Annotated in this window: 18 protein-coding genes; 7 read left to right on the forward strand and 11 right to left on the reverse strand. The window is 64.7% G+C overall.

Annotated elements, in window-relative coordinates:
• The first annotated feature begins 31 nt into the window (after window positions 1-31).
• The gene (gene rimK, locus ACMUJL_RS13340) at window positions 32-937 is read left to right on the forward strand and encodes a 30S ribosomal protein S6--L-glutamate ligase (RefSeq protein ID WP_068291098.1); all 906 of its coding nucleotides are present in this window, start codon (window positions 32-34) and stop codon (window positions 935-937) included.
• Window positions 938-950: 13 nt separating this feature from the next.
• Window positions 951-1,994: a succinylglutamate desuccinylase/aspartoacylase family protein gene (locus ACMUJL_RS13345; RefSeq protein ID WP_068291099.1), complete on the forward strand. Its 1,044-nt coding sequence runs from the start codon at window positions 951-953 to the stop codon at window positions 1,992-1,994.
• A 10-nt stretch (window positions 1,995-2,004) separates the two neighbouring features.
• Here the strand turns inward: ACMUJL_RS13345 and ACMUJL_RS13350 are convergent, their stop codons facing one another.
• The 10 genes from ACMUJL_RS13350 to rbfA all read right to left on the reverse strand — a co-directional run bounded on the left by ACMUJL_RS13350 (window position 2,005) and on the right by rbfA (window position 10,265).
• The gene (locus tag ACMUJL_RS13350; protein WP_068291100.1) at window positions 2,005-2,406 is read right to left on the reverse strand and encodes a hypothetical protein; all 402 of its coding nucleotides are present in this window, start codon (window positions 2,404-2,406) and stop codon (window positions 2,005-2,007) included.
• Between the two features lie 4 nt (window positions 2,407-2,410).
• Window positions 2,411-3,100, reverse strand: a complete 690-nt coding sequence (locus ACMUJL_RS13355; protein ID WP_375573548.1) for an esterase/lipase family protein — start codon at window positions 3,098-3,100, stop codon at window positions 2,411-2,413.
• A gap of 219 nt (window positions 3,101-3,319) precedes the next feature.
• The gene (pnp, locus tag ACMUJL_RS13360) at window positions 3,320-5,458 is read right to left on the reverse strand and encodes a polyribonucleotide nucleotidyltransferase (RefSeq protein WP_068291104.1); all 2,139 of its coding nucleotides are present in this window, start codon (window positions 5,456-5,458) and stop codon (window positions 3,320-3,322) included.
• Between the two features lie 172 nt (window positions 5,459-5,630).
• Entirely contained in the window at window positions 5,631-5,900 is a 270-nt protein-coding gene (rpsO, locus tag ACMUJL_RS13365; RefSeq protein ID WP_068291107.1) for a 30S ribosomal protein S15, read from the reverse strand.
• A gap of 194 nt (window positions 5,901-6,094) precedes the next feature.
• Window positions 6,095-7,102, reverse strand: a complete 1,008-nt coding sequence (locus ACMUJL_RS13370) for a calcium-binding protein (RefSeq protein WP_375573543.1) — start codon at window positions 7,100-7,102, stop codon at window positions 6,095-6,097.
• A gap of 88 nt (window positions 7,103-7,190) precedes the next feature.
• Window positions 7,191-7,505 (reverse strand): DUF5665 domain-containing protein, encoded by a 315-nt coding sequence (locus ACMUJL_RS13375; RefSeq protein ID WP_375573541.1) that lies wholly within the window; start codon window positions 7,503-7,505, stop codon window positions 7,191-7,193.
• A 19-nt stretch (window positions 7,506-7,524) separates the two neighbouring features.
• Window positions 7,525-8,052, reverse strand: coding sequence for a DUF1643 domain-containing protein (locus tag ACMUJL_RS13380; protein ID WP_375573539.1), 528 nt, complete (start codon window positions 8,050-8,052; stop codon window positions 7,525-7,527).
• A gap of 47 nt (window positions 8,053-8,099) precedes the next feature.
• Window positions 8,100-9,008, reverse strand: a complete 909-nt coding sequence (gene truB, locus ACMUJL_RS13385) for a tRNA pseudouridine(55) synthase TruB (RefSeq protein ID WP_375573537.1) — start codon at window positions 9,006-9,008, stop codon at window positions 8,100-8,102.
• A gap of 121 nt (window positions 9,009-9,129) precedes the next feature.
• Complete coding sequence (locus ACMUJL_RS13390; protein ID WP_375573535.1) at window positions 9,130-9,876, reverse strand: phosphodiester glycosidase family protein; 747 nt, start codon at window positions 9,874-9,876, stop codon at window positions 9,130-9,132.
• A complete protein-coding gene (gene rbfA, locus ACMUJL_RS13395; protein ID WP_068291311.1) occupies window positions 9,876-10,265 on the reverse strand; it encodes a 30S ribosome-binding factor RbfA in 390 nt (129 codons plus the stop codon). The genes ACMUJL_RS13390 and rbfA overlap by 1 nt, the downstream gene beginning before the upstream one ends.
• A 96-nt stretch (window positions 10,266-10,361) precedes the next feature.
• Between rbfA and dapB the strand changes: the two genes are divergently transcribed.
• The gene (gene dapB / locus ACMUJL_RS13400; protein ID WP_068291116.1) at window positions 10,362-11,180 is read left to right on the forward strand and encodes a 4-hydroxy-tetrahydrodipicolinate reductase; all 819 of its coding nucleotides are present in this window, start codon (window positions 10,362-10,364) and stop codon (window positions 11,178-11,180) included.
• A 135-nt stretch (window positions 11,181-11,315) separates the two neighbouring features.
• Window positions 11,316-11,693, forward strand: a complete 378-nt coding sequence (locus tag ACMUJL_RS13405; RefSeq protein WP_375573532.1) for a dihydrodipicolinate reductase — start codon at window positions 11,316-11,318, stop codon at window positions 11,691-11,693.
• A 26-nt stretch (window positions 11,694-11,719) separates the two neighbouring features.
• Here the strand turns inward: ACMUJL_RS13405 and ACMUJL_RS13410 are convergent, their stop codons facing one another.
• Entirely contained in the window at window positions 11,720-11,911 is a 192-nt protein-coding gene (locus ACMUJL_RS13410) for a DUF1674 domain-containing protein (RefSeq protein ID WP_375573530.1), read from the reverse strand.
• 66 nt (window positions 11,912-11,977) lie between these two features.
• Between ACMUJL_RS13410 and ACMUJL_RS13415 the strand changes: the two genes are divergently transcribed.
• From ACMUJL_RS13415 to purH, 3 genes are all read left to right on the forward strand, one after another.
• Entirely contained in the window at window positions 11,978-13,243 is a 1,266-nt protein-coding gene (locus ACMUJL_RS13415; RefSeq protein WP_375573528.1) for an RsmB/NOP family class I SAM-dependent RNA methyltransferase, read from the forward strand.
• A gap of 168 nt (window positions 13,244-13,411) precedes the next feature.
• Window positions 13,412-15,160, forward strand: a complete 1,749-nt coding sequence (locus ACMUJL_RS13420; protein WP_375573526.1) for a heparinase II/III family protein — start codon at window positions 13,412-13,414, stop codon at window positions 15,158-15,160.
• A 42-nt stretch (window positions 15,161-15,202) separates the two neighbouring features.
• The gene (gene purH / locus ACMUJL_RS13425; RefSeq protein ID WP_068291129.1) at window positions 15,203-16,795 is read left to right on the forward strand and encodes a bifunctional phosphoribosylaminoimidazolecarboxamide formyltransferase/IMP cyclohydrolase; all 1,593 of its coding nucleotides are present in this window, start codon (window positions 15,203-15,205) and stop codon (window positions 16,793-16,795) included.
• The last annotated feature ends 61 nt before the right edge of the window (window positions 16,796-16,856 follow it).

Below are 16,856 nucleotides of genomic sequence, written 5' to 3' on the forward strand. Positions count from 1 at the left end.
ACCCATTCGTTTCCCGTAAAGGACCCTTTCCATGAAGATCGCCATGATGACGCGCAACCCGGCTCTTTATTCGCATCAGCGCCTGAAAGAGGCGGCCGAGGCACGTGGGCATGAGCTGGATTTCGTCAATACCCTGCGCTGCAGCATGAACATCGCCTCGCGCAGGCCCGAGATCTATTACGACGGCCAGAAACTGCCGCGCTACGACGCGGTGATCCCGCGGATCGGGGCCTCGGTCACGTTCTACGGGCTTGCCGTGCTCAGGCAGTTCGAAATGCAGGGCGTCTACCCTCTGAACGAAAGCGTGGCCATCGGGCGCAGCCGTGACAAGCTGCGGTCCATGCAGCTTCTGGCGCGGGACGGGATCGGTCTGCCGGTCACGACCTTCGCCCATGATCCCAAGCAGACCGAAGAGGTCGTGAAACTGGCCGGTGGCGCGCCCTTGGTGATCAAGCTCCTGGAAGGCACGCAAGGTATCGGGGTGGTTCTGGCCGATACGGACCGATCCGCGAAATCGGTGATCGAGGCGTTTCGCGGGGCAGGCGTGAACATCCTTGTGCAGGAATTCATCAAGGAAGCCGGTGGAACCGACATTCGCGCCATCGTGGTGGGCGGCAAGGTGGTCGCCGCCATGCAGCGGACGGGCGCGGAAGGCGAGTTCCGGTCGAACCTGCATCGCGGTGGATCGGCCAAGGCGATCAAGATTTCACCAGAGGAACGGTCCACGGCCATCCGCGCGGCGAAATCCATGGGGCTGAACGTGTGCGGTGTGGATATGCTGCGGTCGAATCATGGCCCCGTGGTGATGGAGGTGAACTCCAGCCCCGGTCTGGAAGGGGTAGAGAAAGCCACAGGCAAGGATATCGCGGGCATGATCATCGAATTCATCGAGAAGAACGCCAAGGACGGTCAGACCAAGACCAAGGGCAAGGGATGACGGGGACAAGGGCATGACGGGCGGTGTGATGTTCGAACTTGGCGGGGTGCGGGTGCCTGCCGGTACGCGCCGCACCATCGATCTGCCGGTATCGTCGCTGTCGGATCACACGCCGGTGTCGATGGCGGTGCATGTGGTCAACGGGCGCAAGCCGGGGCCGGTGATGTTCGTGTCCGCCGCAATCCACGGCGACGAGGTGATCGGGGTCGAGATCGTGCGCCGCCTGCTGCGCGCGCCCAATCTGGACCGGATGGCCGGGACGCTGCTGGCGGTGCCCATCGTCAACACCTTCGGCTTCCTGAACCATTCGCGCTATCTGCCGGACCGGCGTGATCTGAACCGCTGTTTTCCGGGATCGGCGGAAGGGTCCTTGGGCGCGCGTCTGGCGCATATCTTCCTGAGCCAGATTGTCAGCCGTTCGGATTTCGGGATCGACCTGCATTCAGCCGCCGTGCAGCGGTCGAACCTGCCGCAGATCCGCCTGACGCCGGGAAATGCGCGGCTTGAGGCATTGGCGCAGGCTTTCGGTGCGCCGGTGATGCTGCATTCCAAGCTGCGCGACGGGTCACTGCGCATGGCGGCCGAAGCGGCGGGTGTGGATGTGCTGCTGTATGAGGCAGGCGAGGGGCTGCGGTTCGATGAACTTGCCGCGCGCGCCGGGCTGTCGGGGATCCTGCGGGTCATGCAGAGCCTTGGCATGATCGGTCCCAAGGGCGTGCCACGCCTGCGGGCGCGTCCCGTGACCTGCACGCGGTCAAGCTGGTACCGCGCGCCTGCGGGCGGTCTGCTGCGCACCTATCGCGGGATCGGTGATCTGGTCGAGCCGGGCATGCTGCTGGGTGCTGTGTCGGACCCGTTCGGCGTGGCCGAGGTCGAGATTACGGCGCAGTCGAACGGGATCATCGTGGGCCGCAGCAACATGCCCGTGGTGAACGAGGGCGACGCGTTGTTCCACGTGGCCGAGACCCCCAAGATATCGCACGCAGAGGCTGCCATGGAAGGTGTTGCCGCCCAGATGGATGCGGCTCCGCTGTTCGACGAGGACGAGATCATCTGACCGGCCACGATCAACTGTCGTAGGGCATCCGCGTGGTGTCGTCCAAATCCTCGGGCAGGAATTTCTGAAAGAAACACGCGTCGTCGAAAAAGTCCTTGTGGTCCTTGCTGTTGGTCAGTCGGCCCGAGGCTGTCACTTTTGTTGCGCGGTCAAATCCGTTGCGCTGGTCGACCTCGCAGATGAACTGAAAGTTCGGGTTTCGTGATCTGTAGCCTTTCAGGTCCGACGGCGGGACGTAGGGGGCCATCGCCATGTCGTCCCGTGGCAGATGTTTTTCGAAGGGCTGAACCGCGATCAGCAGAAGGTTGATGTCCCATGTGATCAGGCAAATCGCCTCGAATTCTATGGCGGTGCCGTCGAAGCGGACCCGTGGCATGAAACGCCTTGGGTCTTCCGGGCTGGGTTCCAGCATCGTTTCAGCCTTTCAGCACGTCCCCGACGAACATCGACAGGGCCGGCTCGATGTCCGGCAGGTTCTGCACCGCCCCATGCGGATCAAGCGGCAATTGCGGCCCAACCCGCATTGACAGCCAGTGTACCGGTCGACCGAAGCCAAGGCCGACACCCGTGGCCGAGTTTATGTCCACAACACCGTCATGAAGCTGTGGCGAAGGGTTGGCATGGCTGAACCCGATTGCGGTGACATTGCTGCGAAAGGCCGCTTCGGTGGCGTTCTTGTTCAGTTTGCCCAGATCCTGGCTGACGGGCATCATCGACATGGCGCCGTGGTTGATCGGCGGCACATGCAGCATGGTGCCCAGATGCGGCGTGCAATAGGTGAAAAGGCGTCTGGGCTTCAGCCCGTTGGCGATCATCTGGCGCGCGACCAGTCCGCCCATCGAGTAGGCAAAGATCGACAGGTTGTTGGTCGGAACGCTGTTGTTCTTGAGGTATGCCGCGATTTCCTGCGCGCCATAGACAAACGATTGATGGGTGTTGTAGCGCCCGAAAATGACCTGATAGCCCTGCTTTTCCAACTTGAAGCGGAGCCAGTCGACGGCGACAAGCAAGGCCTGCCCCGGTTGATGGTTCTTCATCAGGTCAAAGCCATGCAGAACCAGCGCCACGCCCTTGGGTGCGGCCATCGTTCCCATCTCGGGGGTCATGTCCGTACTCAGACGGACGCCATCATAAACTTCAACTGCGGGGATTATTTTTGGGCTCTCGGTCGCCATCTCTACACGCTCACTCGTTAACCAAAAAACGGAACCACCCGCGAACCATGATCAGTGGTGCGCAGGCTGTCAATTCATCCCGTCATGCCAGGCAAAAAAAGGCCCCGATGCTGCCATCGGGGCCTTGTCCGTTCCAAGGGGAAAGGGGGCTTATTCGCCCGCTTCCGCTTCTTCCTTGGTGATCTCTTCGCCGGTTTCCTGGTTCACCGATTTCATCGCCAGGCGCACCTTGCCGCGATCATCGAAGCCCAGCAGCTTGACCCAGACTTCCTGACCTTCCTTGAGAACATCCGACGGATGGTTCAGGCGGCGGTTCTCGATCTGGGACACGTGCACCAGGCCGTCGCGCTTGCCGAAGAAGTTCACGAAAGCGCCGAAATCGACCAGTTTGACCACGGTGCCCTTGTAGACCTTGCCTTCTTCCGGCTCGGCCACGATGGACCAGATCATGTCATAGGCCTTCTTGATCGAGTCGCCGTTCGGCGATGCGATCTTGATGATGCCGTCATCGTTGATGTCGACCTTGGCACCCGAGACTTCCACGATCTCGCGGATGACCTTGCCGCCCGAGCCGATCACTTCACGGATCTTGTCGGTCGGGATCTGCATCGTCTCGATACGCGGCGCGTGGATCGAGAATTCGGCAGCGCCCGTCAGGGCCTTGGCCATCTCGCCGAGGATGTGGATACGGCCATCCTTGGCTTGCGCCAGGGCTTTCTCCATGATCTCGGGGGTGATGCCTGCAACCTTGATGTCCATCTGGAGGCTGGTGATCCCGTTTTCGGTGCCAGCCACCTTGAAGTCCATGTCGCCCAGGTGATCTTCGTCACCCAGGATGTCGGTCAGCACGGCGTAGGAGCCATCGTCTTCCAGGATCAGGCCCATGGCCACACCCGCGACAGGCGCCTTCAGCGGCACACCTGCATCCATCATCGACAGAGAACCGCCGCAGACCGATGCCATCGAGGAGGAGCCGTTCGATTCCGTGATCTCGGACACGATGCGGATCGTGTAGGGGAAATCGGTGGCGGCGGGCAGCACGGCCTGAAGGGCGCGCCATGCCAGCTTGCCATGGCCGATTTCACGACGGCCGGGCGATCCCACGCGGCCAACCTCGCCCACCGAATAGGGGGGGAAGTTGTAATGCAGCATGAAGTTGGACTTGAAGTTGCCGTGAAGCGCGTCGATGAACTGCTCGTCATCGCCGGTGCCCAGCGTGGTCACGACCAGGCCCTGGGTTTCGCCACGGGTGAACAGGGCCGAACCATGCGTGCGCGGCAGAAGGCCGGTTTCGCAGACGATGGGGCGCACGGTGGTCGTGTCACGTCCGTCGATCCGCTTGCCGGTTTTCACGACATCGCCGCGCAGAACGCTGGCTTCCAGTTTCTTCAGCGCGGTGCCCAGGTTCGCATCGGCCAGCTGTTCCTCGGTCAGGGCTGCCTTGATGGCGGCCTTGGCGTCAGACACGGCGGTGGTGCGCGCCTGCTTGTCGGTGATCGCATAGGCGGCGCGGATCTTGTCTTCGCCTGCCGCTTTCACGGCCGCGTAGATCTCGCTGTAATCGGCGGGCTGGAAATCGAAGGGCTCTTTCGCGGCGGCTTCGGCCAGGTCGATGATCAGGTCGATCACCGGCTGGATCTGCTGATGCGCGAAGACGACAGCGCCCAGCATCTCGGCCTCGGTCAGCTCGTAGGCTTCCGATTCCACCATCATCACGGCGTCCTTGGTGCCGGCGACAACCAGGTCCAGACGCTGCTCGGGGTTGGTGCGCAGGTTCTGCATGTCGTCAACCGAGGGGTTGAGGACATATTCACCATCCACGAAGCCGACGCGGCAGCCTGCGATCGGGCCCATGAAGGGCGCGCCCGACAGGGTCAGCGCGGCAGAGGCGGCGATCATCGCCACCACATCGGGGTCGTTCACAAGGTCATGCGACAGCACGGTGCACATCACCAGGACTTCGTTCTTGAAGCCTTCGACGAACAGCGGGCGGATCGGACGGTCGATCAGGCGCGCGGTCAGCGTTTCCTTTTCGGTCGGACGTGCTTCGCGCTTGAAGAAGCCACCCGGCACCTTGCCGGCGGCATAGTATTTTTCCTGGTAATGGACGGTCAGCGGAAAGAAATCCTGACCCGGCTTGGGTTCCTTGGCGAAGGTGACGTTTGCCATCACCGAGGTTTCGCCCAGGGTCGCAATGACGGTGCCATCTGCCTGGCGGGCAATCTTGCCCGTTTCCAGCGTCAGCGTCTCGTCGCCCCACTGCATCGTTTTGGTCGTTACGTTAAACATCTCGTATCCTATCTTGGCCTCCGGGGCCCATCCCCTTTGGCCGTTTCATCTGGGGCCGCATTGCCCCCTGGCTTCTGCTTCGTTCATCCTGCCATCGCCGCAAAGCCCGACGGGACGGCAATCGGATCATGTCAAAACCGCGCCCTTTTGGGGCGCGGTTCTTTGTCTTGTCTCAGCGACGGATGCCCAGGCGCTTGATGAGGTCCTGGTAACGGCCCTCGTCTTTTGCCTTCAGGTAATCCAGCAGCTTGCGGCGCTGGGCCACCATCATCAGAAGGCCACGGCGACCGTGGTTGTCCTTCTTGTGGGTCTTGAAATGCTCGGTCAGCGTTGAGATGCGCGAGGTGAGGATGGCAACCTGAACTTCGGGCGAACCGGTGTCGCCTTCCTTGGTTGCGAATTCCTTGATCACACGTGCTTTTTCTTCGACAGTAATCGACATCGGGGTCTCCTTTGAATGAAAGGTGAAGGGCGCAAGCCGGGATGTCGTCCAGCAGGGTCCATGGAGGTATCAGGCCGGGAATCCGGCACGGATTGCGCGCGTATAGGGGAAATCCCCCCATTTGGAAAGGGAAAACCGCAATCGGACAGGGCGCTGCCGGGCCCTTTTCGGTCAGGTTTCGCGGATCGGCGCGATCACAGCTGCGACTGTCCCATGATCACGATATCCGACAGCATCAGCCCGCTTGCCCCCGACAGCGAGGCGACATGCGCCCCGTCCAGGTAAAGGTTGATCCGGTCCGACCCGTCTTCATCGGCGCGCAGTTCGATCAGGGGATCGGCGCGGCCGGTATCGTCGACGACCACGAGCAGGCTGTCTTCGGCCAGATCGAAATCCACGACTTCGGTCGGGTCGGTGATCCAGTGCCCCAGCTGGAACAGATCCGCACCGCGCCCACCCGTCAGGATATCGCCGCTTCCTGCAAGGATCGTGTCCTCGCCATCCCCGCCATTGAGGTAATCCGCATCTGGGTCCTCCGGGTCTTCGGGGCGGTGACCCAGCAGCAGATCGTTGCCTGCGCCCCCGAACAGCGTGTCATTGCCTGGCCCGCCGGTCAGGCTGTCATCGCCCAAGCCGCCGTGCAGCGCGTCATGACCCGCGCCCCCGAACAACTGGTCCATGCCATCGCCACCATGCAGACTGTCCATGCCTGCGCCGCCCTGCAGGATATCGTCCCCGTTCTGGCCAAAGAGCAGGTCATCGCCGTCACCGCCGGACAGATTGTCGTCGCCTGTGCCGCCGTAGAGCTGGTCGTTCCCCTGATCCCCCATCACAAGATCATCGCCTTCGGCGCCATGCAGGTCATCCCGACCGTCTGCGCCAAGCAGCGTGTCGTTGCCGTCGCGCCCGCCGATCTGGTCGTCACCGGCACCGCCCGCGATCAGGTCGGGGCCAGCCTGCCCCGCAAGGATCAGGTCTGTTTCATGGCCTTCTTCCGATGCGTCAGGCCCGGTCGCGATATCCAGAAGGTCGACAAGGCCTGAGGTTGCATTGGCAGTCGCCGCATCACCCGCAGGGGCGTCCGGCCCGCTGTCTTGCGGATCCTCGGCGTCCGGGTCATCCGCGCCATCCGAGGCGCTTGACAGCCCGACAAATGCAGCACCGGCGAGCATCAGACCAAAGATGCCTGTCAAGATCAGCATGAAAACCCTCGCACCACACGGAAAAGAACACCCCACCCCTAACAGCCACAAGGACCGGGCTTGGGTCAAATCCGTTCTGATTGCGTGGTTAATTCTGACCGCTGCCGTCCAGACCCCGGCTGAGGTCGATCTCTTTCGCAAGTTCCGAGGCCCATTCACCGATGATGGGCAGGAATTCGAACTGCGATACCCACCAGGCCAGGGCAGAGACAAGGATCGAGGCCCCGAGGACCGACCCGAGGCCGAAGGCCAGGCCCCGCAGGAACTGGAACCCCACCAGCCGCCAGATCGAGTTGTGAACCTTGATGAAACGGTGGGCATTCAGGCGCTCGATCTCGCGGGCAAGGGCGCGCATCGCCTCGGCCTGATCGTTGGAGGGTTGTTGCCGGGTGCTGTCTGTCATCGGCTGTCCTTTCCGCGGTTCAGGGATGGGCGTGCCAGAGGATCGGTTTCTGATCGTAGGAAATATAGAGCGGGTGCTTGGGATGTCCGTCCTTGGTCAGGCCAAGGTGGTGCAGGGGCCTTGGCTGGGCGCGCAGCAGGCGCTCGACGGCCGCGCCGCGCTCCATGTGCGCGCCATGGGTGCCCCATGCGGCGATGATCCTGTCCTCTTGTCCCTTGGCCCAGTCGCAGCTGTCCGCGATGGCCGCGTCATTGCCGGGGCCGATCGGATCGTGCGCGGCGCGCATGGCGCGCGGATCGGTGTCGCGCCAGGCAAAGATGTTGGTGACCCGAAAGCTGCCGAAACCCAGCGCGCGGGCACGGCGTTCACACCGCTCCACCGTGGGGTCGTTCTGCGCCTCGGTCGCGGTCGAGGGATTGAGCATCACGAACAGGGCGCGCGGCCCTGCCGCGTCCCAGGTGCGTGTCAGCAGATACCGGTAGCGTTCGCAGTCGGAATAGACCGCCGTCGACTGCGCATCGCCTTTCAGGAAATCGCGTGTGATCATGCCCCGGTTGTGCCTTGCCCGCCCGTGCTTTGCAAGGCGGCGGCGCCTCAGCCCTGGTTGAAGACGCGGCTGGGGTGCAGTTCGCCCGCCTTGTAGATGCCGACCGCCACGGCGCGCCCGTCAAGGCTGGCCCAGGCTTCATCGCCATATTCAACGTCAGAGGCCAGCACCATGCCGGGGTTTCCGTTGCGCAGGCGTGCAGCACCTTCCGGCGTGCAGCGCAACTCGGGCAGATCGGCCAGCCCGGTCTCCAGCGGCAGCACATGGGCGTCCAGATCCGGGGTGCGCGCCATCGCGTCGATCTGGTCCAGCGTCAGGCCATCCGTGGCCTCGAAAGGGCCGGACCAGACGCGGCGCAGGGTCACCACATGGGCATGGCAGCCCAGTTTCTCGCCCAGGTCACGCGCGATGGAGCGGACATAGCCGCCCTTGCCGCAGGTCATTTCCAGAACGACATGATCGGCATCGGGCCGGTCCGTCATCACCAGTTCCTCGACCCAGAGGGGGCGGGCGGCGATCTCGAATTCCTCGTCATCGCGGGCCAGCTTGTACGCGCGTTCCCCGTCGATCTTGACGGCGGAAAAGCGCGGCGGCACCTGCATCACGTCACCGACAAAGCTGTGCAGCGCCTCCTTGATGGTGGCGTCGTCGGGGCGGATGTCCGACGTGGCGATGACTTCGCCTTCGGCATCGTCGGTATTGGTCGCCTGTCCCAGCCTGATCGTGAAGCGATAGGCCTTCAGCGCATCGGTGATGTAGGGCACGGTCTTGGTGGCCGCGCCAAGGGCCACGGCCAGAACGCCTGTCGCCTCGGGGTCAAGGGTGCCGGCATGGCCTGCCTTGTTGGCATCAAGCGCCCAGCGCACCTTGTTGACCACGGCGGTCGAGGTCAGGCCCGCGGGCTTGTCCACCACCAGCCAGCCCGAAATGTCACGACCCTTGCGCTTGCGTCCCATGGTTCCGTCCCGTTCCTGTCAGAGCGCGGGGCCTAGCCCAAGGGCGACGGTCTGTCAAACGCTGGCGTTGCGGCTGCGGCCCGCGGTGGGTTTTGCGTATTTGCGGAATGACGAGGCGGGATCAGCCGCCCTTGGGCACGGGCAGCCCGATGATCGGACCCATGCGGAAGCCGCTGTCCGAGCGTCCCAACTGCGGCGCGTGCAGACGCGAGATGTTGCCGTCGAAATACAGCGCCTGCCGCAGGCCCAGCGCGTCACGGAAGAAGCGGGCAAACTGGTGAAAGCTCACCGGGTTGCGCGAGATGACGAAGACGGTGCGGTCCCCGGCGTCCGTCGTGCCCACGCCGTTGCGGATATAGCGCGAGGTGCTGTCGGGCAGGAAGCGCGGATGCAGTGCACCGTCTATCACCAGCATCGGCCCCGATTGGGTCGCGGCGCGACAGTCCGGCGCTGTGTCGCGATAGCGCAGCGTCTCGATCACTTTCGCGCCGGTTTCGGTCAGGCACAGCAGCCCGTTGGGCAGCAGGCCGAAATTGCCGAAGCTTTCGCGCGTCTGCAGCGGCGCGAGGGTTTCGCCATTCTCGATGTAAAGGCCCACGGGCCGCCGATCCTGATGATACATGCCGGCGTTCATGCCGAAGGCGAGGGTCTGTCCCGAACCGGACAGCGCCTCGTCGATCGCGCTGAAATGACCATAGGGCCGGCCTGCCGGATCGTTCAGGAACAGCTCGAGCCGTTCGGTCGCGGTATCGACCTCGCACAGCGCGTAGACGATATCGTCATGGGTGGTTTCGCGGCAGTCCAGTGCCACGACCGGTGACGCCACAAGGGCCATCAGGCTGGCCGTCAGCGCAACAAGCGCGCGCATCAGTCGTCAAGATCGCGCCGGACGGCGTCCTGCGCGAAGAGGCGGCGGGTTTCGTCCATCCGGTCAAAGGTCTCGTCCAGCTGGAAGCGCAGTTCGGGCGCGAACTTGAGCGCGACCTTCTTGCCAATGATGCGGCGCAGCTCGCCCTTGTTGCGGGCCAGAAGCTTGATGACCTCGTCCTTGCCCTCGCCGCCCAGCGGCAGGACATAGATCGTGGCGACGCGCAGATCGGTGGTCACGCGCACTTCGCCCACGGTGATGGACATGCGGTTGAGATCGGGGTCATGGATGTCGCCGCGCAACAGCACCTCGGAGAGGGTGCGGCGGATGAGTTCGCCGACACGCAGCTGGCGTTGGCCCGGACCTGAGGAAGATGTGCTTTTTACCATGCCGCCCATCTAAGGCTTCCCGCAGGCTTTGCCAAGCGGCGGTTGCTTGGATAAGAGGGGCGCAAGGGACAACTTCTGCCAGACGGGATCGACAGCATGACGGACAAGCCGGGAATCGTGGTAACGGGCGCATCGGGACGGATGGGCCAGATGCTGGTGCGGACCATCCGGGACAGCGATCAGGCGCGGCTTGTCGGCGCGGTCGAACGCGCAGGCCACGCCTGGGTCGGGCAGGACCTGGGCACCGCCATGGGGGAGGCCGCGCTGGGTGTGACCGTCACCGATGACCCGCTTGAAGCATTCGCACGCGCGCAGGCGGTGATCGATTTCACAAGCCCGGCGGCCACGGTGGAATTTGCCGCCCTGGCCGCGCAGGCGCGCGCGGTGCATGTGATCGGCACGACCGGCCTGTCAGAGGAAGACCTGGCCGCCATCAAGGCCGCCGCGCGCCATGCCGTCGTCGTGCGCGCAGGCAACATGTCGCTGGGCGTCAACCTGCTGGTGCAGCTGACAAAGCGGGTCGCCGCCGCCCTTGACGAGGACTTCGACATCGAGGTGATCGAGGCGCATCACAACCGCAAGGTCGACGCGCCCTCGGGCACCGCGCTGATGCTGGGCGAGGCCGCCGCCATCGGGCGTGGCGTCCGGCTTGAGGATGTGCGCGACGCGGCCCGCGAAGGGATCACCGGTGCGCGCGAACGTGGCCATATCGGTTTTTCCGCCATTCGCGGCGGTGACATCGTGGGCGAGCATGACGTCATGTTCGCCGCCACCGGCGAGCGGATCATCCTGCGCCATATCGCGACGGATCGCGCGGTCTTTGCGCGCGGCGCGCTGAAGGCGGCGCTTTGGGGACAGGGGCGGCATCCGGGCGAATACGACATGGTGGATGTGCTGGGTCTTGCCACGCATTGACGGCGGGCACCGGACGTCCCTGATGGATCGGCAGGAAGCTGCCGAGCCTCGCGCGGATGTGAGCGCGTGAATGATCCATAAAGGTGATTCTGCCGTATACTGTGGGAAATCGTCGATAACCCTCAGAGGTGGATCATGAGAACCGCTGCCCTTGTCCTCAGCCTTGGGGTGACCCTGTCCGAAGCAGGGTCCGCCCGCGCCGAACAATTCACGCCGATCCCGGACAAGAACGCCTTCTTGTCCACGGTGGCCGGCAAGGACCTGCGGCTGAAAGGCTATGGTCCTATTGTCGTGCGTCTGATCGTGCAGCCGGATGGCGAGATCACGGGCAGGGGCCTGGGGTGGGATGTCACCGGTGCATGGCGTTGGCAGGATGGCTATTTCTGCCGCGACCTGAACTGGGGGGGCAGCGATCTGGGCCAGAATTGCCAGGCTGTGCTGGTGCAGGGCCAGACGATCCGTTTCGTGTCCGATCAGGGCACTGGCGATCACGCGGACTTCGCGCTGCAGTAACGTGGCCTGATATCAGGGGCGCGCCATCAGAAATCGATGGCGATCCCCTTCTTTTCCCAATCACCGTAGCGGACAGGATCGGGGCCGTTGCGCCCGCCAAGCTCCTTGGGCAGATCAAGCGCCTTGGCGCGGTTGCGGCGCTCTTCGGCTTCGGCCAGGGCGCGCAGGGCGGCTGGGGGCAGATCGCGCTTTTCGGGGCTTTGGGTGTCGTCGGTCACGGCTGTCTTCCTTCTGGCATCGGCACTTGATATACGGCGCAACCGCCTGCAAGCAAGGATAACGCCATGGCCGCCCCTCAGACTTCCCCCCGCCGCGTGGCGCATCACCTGCTTGACCGGATCACCGGCGAGGGGCGGCTGATGTCCGAACTGCTGGCGATGGGTGCGCTGGACCGGCTGGAGCCGGCCGACCGTGCGCGCGCGCAGCGGCTGGCGCTGGACACGCTGCGCGGTCTGGAGCGGGCGGACAGGCTGCTGGAACGTCACCTGCGCAAGAACCCGCCCCTGACCGTGCGCAACATGCTGCGGCTGGCCACGGTCGAGATCTGCATGGGTGGCGACGCGCATGGCGTGGTCAACGAGGCGGTGGCCATAGTGGGGCAGGACAAGCGGACCGGTGCCCTGAAGGGGCTGGTCAATGCGGTCTTGCGCAAGATCGCGGCGGAAGGGCCTGCGGCATGGGCGAAGTTGCGTGTGCCGCGCCTGCCGAAATGGCTGCGCGATCCGTTGGTCGACGCCTATGGCGCCGCGGTGGTCGCGGATATGGAAGCCGTGCAGTTTGCCGCGCCCCCGCTGGACCTGACGGCGCGGCTTGACCCGGTCGCGCTTGCCACGGATGTCGGGGGACTGCTTCTGCCCACGGGATCGGTGCGGCTGGGGGCTGCGGGTCAGGTCACCGCGTTGCCCGGTTACGACAGCGGCGCCTGGTGGGTGCAGGATGCCGCCGCCGCCATCCCCGCGCGGGTGCTTGCGGCGCAACCGGGCGAGACGGTGCTGGACATGTGCGCGGCGCCCGGCGGCAAGACGATGCAGCTTGCAGCGGCGGGGGCCGAGGTGACCGCGATCGATCTGTCCGAGGGGCGGATGGCGCGTGTCGCGGCCAACCTTGATCGGACGGGCCTGCAGGCGAGGCTGGTGGTGGGCGATGCGCTTGAGCATGAAGGGCAGTACGATGCGATCCTGCTGGACGCACCCTGTTCGGCCACCGGTACGATCCGGCGCCATCCCGATCTGCCCCATGCCAAGGACGGATCCGATTTCGGCGCGCTGATCGATGTGCAGGCGCGGATGCTGGATCATGCGCTTGGTCTGCTGAAGCCGGGTGGGCGGCTGGTCTTTTGCACCTGTTCGCTGCTGCCGGACGAGGGAGAGGTGCAGGTGGACGAGGCGCTGGAACGTCACCCCGGCCTGCGGGTTGACCGGGATGCGCTGGATCTGCCGGGCATCGACAAAAGCTGGATCACAGCCGAGGGCGGGCTGCGCCTGCGTCCGGATGTCTGGGCGGCTCAGGGCGGGATGGACGGCTTCTACATCGCCTGCCTGCGCGTCTGAGGACAGGGCGGGCGGGGGGCTGTCTGCCCCCCGATGCCCCTGCGGGCCATTCCCCCCGAGGATATTTCCGGCAAGAAGAAGCCGGGGCGGGGAATTCGGCGGTGACTTGCGCAGATCGCCGGGCTATGCTGCGCCAAAGACGCGTCAACCCGCGCGAGAGGCAGAGCAATGTCCCGACCAGAGAGCTTTTCGGCGCGTCGCAAGCGCTGGATGCACCGCTTTCACGCGCGGCTGAGCACCCTGTCGCGCCCGGCTACCGGTTTTGTCAGCCAGCCCGAACCCCGTACCATCGGCAGTTTCGCCAGGGGGCGCCAATTGCTGGCGGGCAATTACCTGTTCGCGGGTCACCTGATTGTTGCGGAAGGGCGCACCCCCTGGCAGGTCGATGCGCCGGATGACCTGTTCGAGGACGAATTGCAGGGCTTCGGATGGCTTGATGATCTGGCCGCCGTCGGCGATGCCGCGACCCGCGCCCTGGCGCAGGAGTGGCTTTGGGCGTGGATCGCGCGCTATGGTCGCGGGAAGGGGCCTGGCTGGACGCCGGACCTGACCGGACGCAGGGTAATCCGCTGGATCCATCACGCGCTGTTCGTGTTGCGCGGGCGTGACAAGGCGCAGACCGAGGCTTTCTACAGGTCCCTTGCGCAGCAGGCGATCTTTCTGGGGCGGCGCTGGCGCGCGGCCTCGCCCGGACTGCCGCGGATCGAGGCGCTGACGGGCATGATCTATGCGGGACTTTCCCTGCAGGGGATGGAACGGTTGGTCGAGCCGGCGATGCGGGCGCTGGCCCGCGATTGCCGGGCGCAGGTCGATGCCCAGGGCGGCATTCCCACGCGCAATCCCGAGGAGTTGCTGGAAGTCTTCACCCTTTTGACATGGGCCGCGGCCGCGCTGGGCGAGGCGGGGCGGACGGTGCCGTCCGACCTGCTGGCAGCCATCGACCGGATCGCGCCCAGCCTGCGCACCTTGCGCCATTCCGACGGCGGTCTTGCAAGGTTTCATGGTGGTGGGCGTGGTCTTGAGGGGCGGCTGGATGCGGCGCTTGCCGCATCGGATGTCAAGAACCGGATGCCCGAAGGCCTGTCGATGGGATTTGCCCGGCTGGGTGCGGGGCGGACCAGCGTGATCGTGGATTCCGCGCCGCCCCCTTCCGGTGTGGCTTCGGTGAATGCCCATGCTTCGACCCTGGCGTTCGAACTGACATCGGGGCGGCGTCCGGTTGTGGTCAATTGCGGATCGGGTGCCGCCTTCGGCGTGGAATGGCGCCGCGCCGGGCGCGCCACGCCCAGCCATTCCACCCTGACCCTGGCGGGATATTCCAGCGCCCGGCTTGGCAAGGCCAAGGTGGCGATGTCGGGACGGGCCGAATGGCTGATGGATGCGCCGAAGGATGTGCCGGTCGAAATCTCGCAGATGCAGGACGGGCTGCGGCTGCAGGGCGGGCATGACGGCTATGTGCGTACCCATGGCCTCACTCATGCGCGGACGCTCGAGCTGACTTTCGATGGCAGTGGCCTGGCGGGCGAGGATTTGCTGATCGCGCTGAACGGGGCCTCGCAGAAGACCTTTGACAGGCAGATGGATGCCGTTCGCCTGCAGGGTATTCCCTTCGCGATCCGGTTTCATCTGCATCCCGAGGTGGAGGCCGAACTTGACATGGGCGGAACTGCGGTGTCGCTGGCGCTGAAAAGCGGGGAGTTGTGGGTGTTCCGCCATGACAGCCGCGCCGAGATGACGCTGGAGCCCAGCGTTTACCTTGAAAAAGGCCGCCTTGCCCCACGTGCGACCAAACAAATCGTTTTATCCGGCCGCGCGATGGACTATGCGACGCGCACCCGGTGGTCTTTGACCAAGGCGCAGGATACGCCGATCAGTATCCGCGACCTGAACCGGGACGAGATGGATGTGACACTTTAGGCCCCTGTCTGCGGGGCCGAACGACCTCGGGGGCCAAGAACCATGACGATCGACCTGCACCCAGTGCGCCGCGCGCTGATTTCCGTATCCGACAAGACCGGGCTTCTGGACCTGGGCCATGCGCTGGCGGCGCGAGGGATCGAACTGCTGTCCACGGGCGGTTCCGCCGCCGCGCTGCGCGCGGCCGGTCTGCAGGTCAAGGATGTGGCCGAGGTGACCGGTTTTCCGGAAATGATGGATGGCCGCGTCAAGACGCTGCATCCGGCGGTGCATGGCGGCCTGCTGGCGCTGCGCGACAATGCCGATCACCTGGCCGCGATGGAGACACATGGGATCGGGGCGATCGACCTGCTGGTGGTCAACCTCTACCCGTTCGAGGAAACCGTGGCGAAAGGCGCGGATTACGAGACCTGCATCGAGAATATCGATATCGGCGGACCGGCGATGATCCGCGCGGCTGCCAAGAACCACGGGTTCGTCAATGTCGTGGTCGATGTCGAGGATTACGCCCCGCTGCTGGCCGAGCTGGAAGCGCATGGCGGTGCCACGTCGCTGGCATTCCGGCAGCGTCTGGCGCAGATCGCCTATGCGCGCACGGGGGCCTATGATGCGGCCGTGTCCACCTGGATGGCATCGGCCATCGGTGAGGCCAGCCCGCGCCGCCGCGTGGTGGCGGGCAAGCTGGCGCAGAGCCTGCGCTATGGCGAGAACCCGCATCAATCCGCATCCTTCTACCTCGATGGCAGCGCGCGGCCCGGCGTCGCGACAGCGCAGCAGTTGCAGGGCAAGGAGCTGTCCTACAACAACATCAACGATACCGATGCGGCCTTCGAGCTGGTCAGCGAGTTCACCCCGGCGGATGGCCCGGCCTGTGCGATCATCAAGCACGCCAACCCCTGCGGTGTGGCGCGTGGCACGAGCCTCAAGGATGCCTATGCGCGGGCTTTCGATTGTGACCGCACCAGTGCTTTCGGGGGGATCATCGCGCTGAACAGCCCGCTGGATGCCGCCACCGCCGAGGAGATCGCGCAGATCTTCACGGAAGTGGTGATCGCGCCGGGGGCCGATCAGGACGCGCGCGACATCTTCGCGGCCAAGAAGAACCTGCGCCTGCTGATTACCCCTGGCCTTGCCGATCCGGCCGAGGCGGCACTGACCTGGCGGCAGGTGTCGGGCGGCTATCTTGTGCAGGACAAGGACAATGGCCATATCGGTCTGGATGATCTGAAGGTGGTGACGAAACGCGCGCCCAGCGATGCCGAGCTGGCCGATCTGCTTTTCGCGTGGAAAGTGGCCAAGCACGTCAAATCCAATGCCATCGTCTATGTGAAGGACGGGGCGACCGTGGGTGTGGGGGCCGGGCAGATGAGCCGTGTGGACAGCTGCCGGATCGCCGCGCGCAAGGCGCAGGACATGGCAGAGGCGCTGGGGCTTGCCGCGCCGCTGACGCAGGGGTCGGTCGTGGCCTCGGACGCGTTCTTTCCCTTCGCCGACGGTCTGCTGACCGCCGCCGAGGCGGGCGCCACGGCCGTCATCCAGCCGGGCGGTTCGATGCGCGATGCCGAGGTGATCGCGGCGGCGGACGCGGCGGGTCTGGCGATGGTCTTTACGGGCATGCGGCATTTCCGGCACTGAGCCGGAGATGTCGTGGCCAGCCGGAGCGTGGATGCCTCCGGCGGGGATATTTGAGGCAAGA

Source organism: Seohaeicola sp., assembly GCF_048006315.1.
GTDB lineage: Bacteria > Pseudomonadota > Alphaproteobacteria > Rhodobacterales > Rhodobacteraceae > Seohaeicola.

Coding starts and splice junctions, on each gene's coding strand:
- rimK (WP_068291098.1), top strand. CDS start 32: ATGAAGATCGCCATGATGACGCGCAACCCGGCTCTTTATTCGCATCAG.
- ACMUJL_RS13345 (WP_068291099.1), top strand. CDS start 951: ATGACGGGCGGTGTGATGTTCGAACTTGGCGGGGTGCGGGTGCCTGCC.
- ACMUJL_RS13350 (WP_068291100.1), bottom strand. CDS start 2,406: ATGCTGGAACCCAGCCCGGAAGACCCAAGGCGTTTCATGCCACGGGTC.
- ACMUJL_RS13355 (WP_375573548.1), bottom strand. CDS start 3,100: ATGACCCCCGAGATGGGAACGATGGCCGCACCCAAGGGCGTGGCGCTG.
- pnp (WP_068291104.1), bottom strand. CDS start 5,458: ATGTTTAACGTAACGACCAAAACGATGCAGTGGGGCGACGAGACGCTG.
- rpsO (WP_068291107.1), bottom strand. CDS start 5,900: ATGTCGATTACTGTCGAAGAAAAAGCACGTGTGATCAAGGAATTCGCA.
- ACMUJL_RS13370 (WP_375573543.1), bottom strand. CDS start 7,102: ATGCTGATCTTGACAGGCATCTTTGGTCTGATGCTCGCCGGTGCTGCA.
- ACMUJL_RS13375 (WP_375573541.1), bottom strand. CDS start 7,505: ATGACAGACAGCACCCGGCAACAACCCTCCAACGATCAGGCCGAGGCG.
- ACMUJL_RS13380 (WP_375573539.1), bottom strand. CDS start 8,052: ATGATCACACGCGATTTCCTGAAAGGCGATGCGCAGTCGACGGCGGTC.
- truB (WP_375573537.1), bottom strand. CDS start 9,008: ATGGGACGCAAGCGCAAGGGTCGTGACATTTCGGGCTGGCTGGTGGTG.
- ACMUJL_RS13390 (WP_375573535.1), bottom strand. CDS start 9,876: ATGCGCGCGCTTGTTGCGCTGACGGCCAGCCTGATGGCCCTTGTGGCG.
- rbfA (WP_068291311.1), bottom strand. CDS start 10,265: ATGGTAAAAAGCACATCTTCCTCAGGTCCGGGCCAACGCCAGCTGCGT.
- dapB (WP_068291116.1), top strand. CDS start 10,362: ATGACGGACAAGCCGGGAATCGTGGTAACGGGCGCATCGGGACGGATG.
- ACMUJL_RS13405 (WP_375573532.1), top strand. CDS start 11,316: ATGAGAACCGCTGCCCTTGTCCTCAGCCTTGGGGTGACCCTGTCCGAA.
- ACMUJL_RS13415 (WP_375573528.1), top strand. CDS start 11,978: ATGGCCGCCCCTCAGACTTCCCCCCGCCGCGTGGCGCATCACCTGCTT.
- ACMUJL_RS13420 (WP_375573526.1), top strand. CDS start 13,412: ATGTCCCGACCAGAGAGCTTTTCGGCGCGTCGCAAGCGCTGGATGCAC.
- purH (WP_068291129.1), top strand. CDS start 15,203: ATGACGATCGACCTGCACCCAGTGCGCCGCGCGCTGATTTCCGTATCC.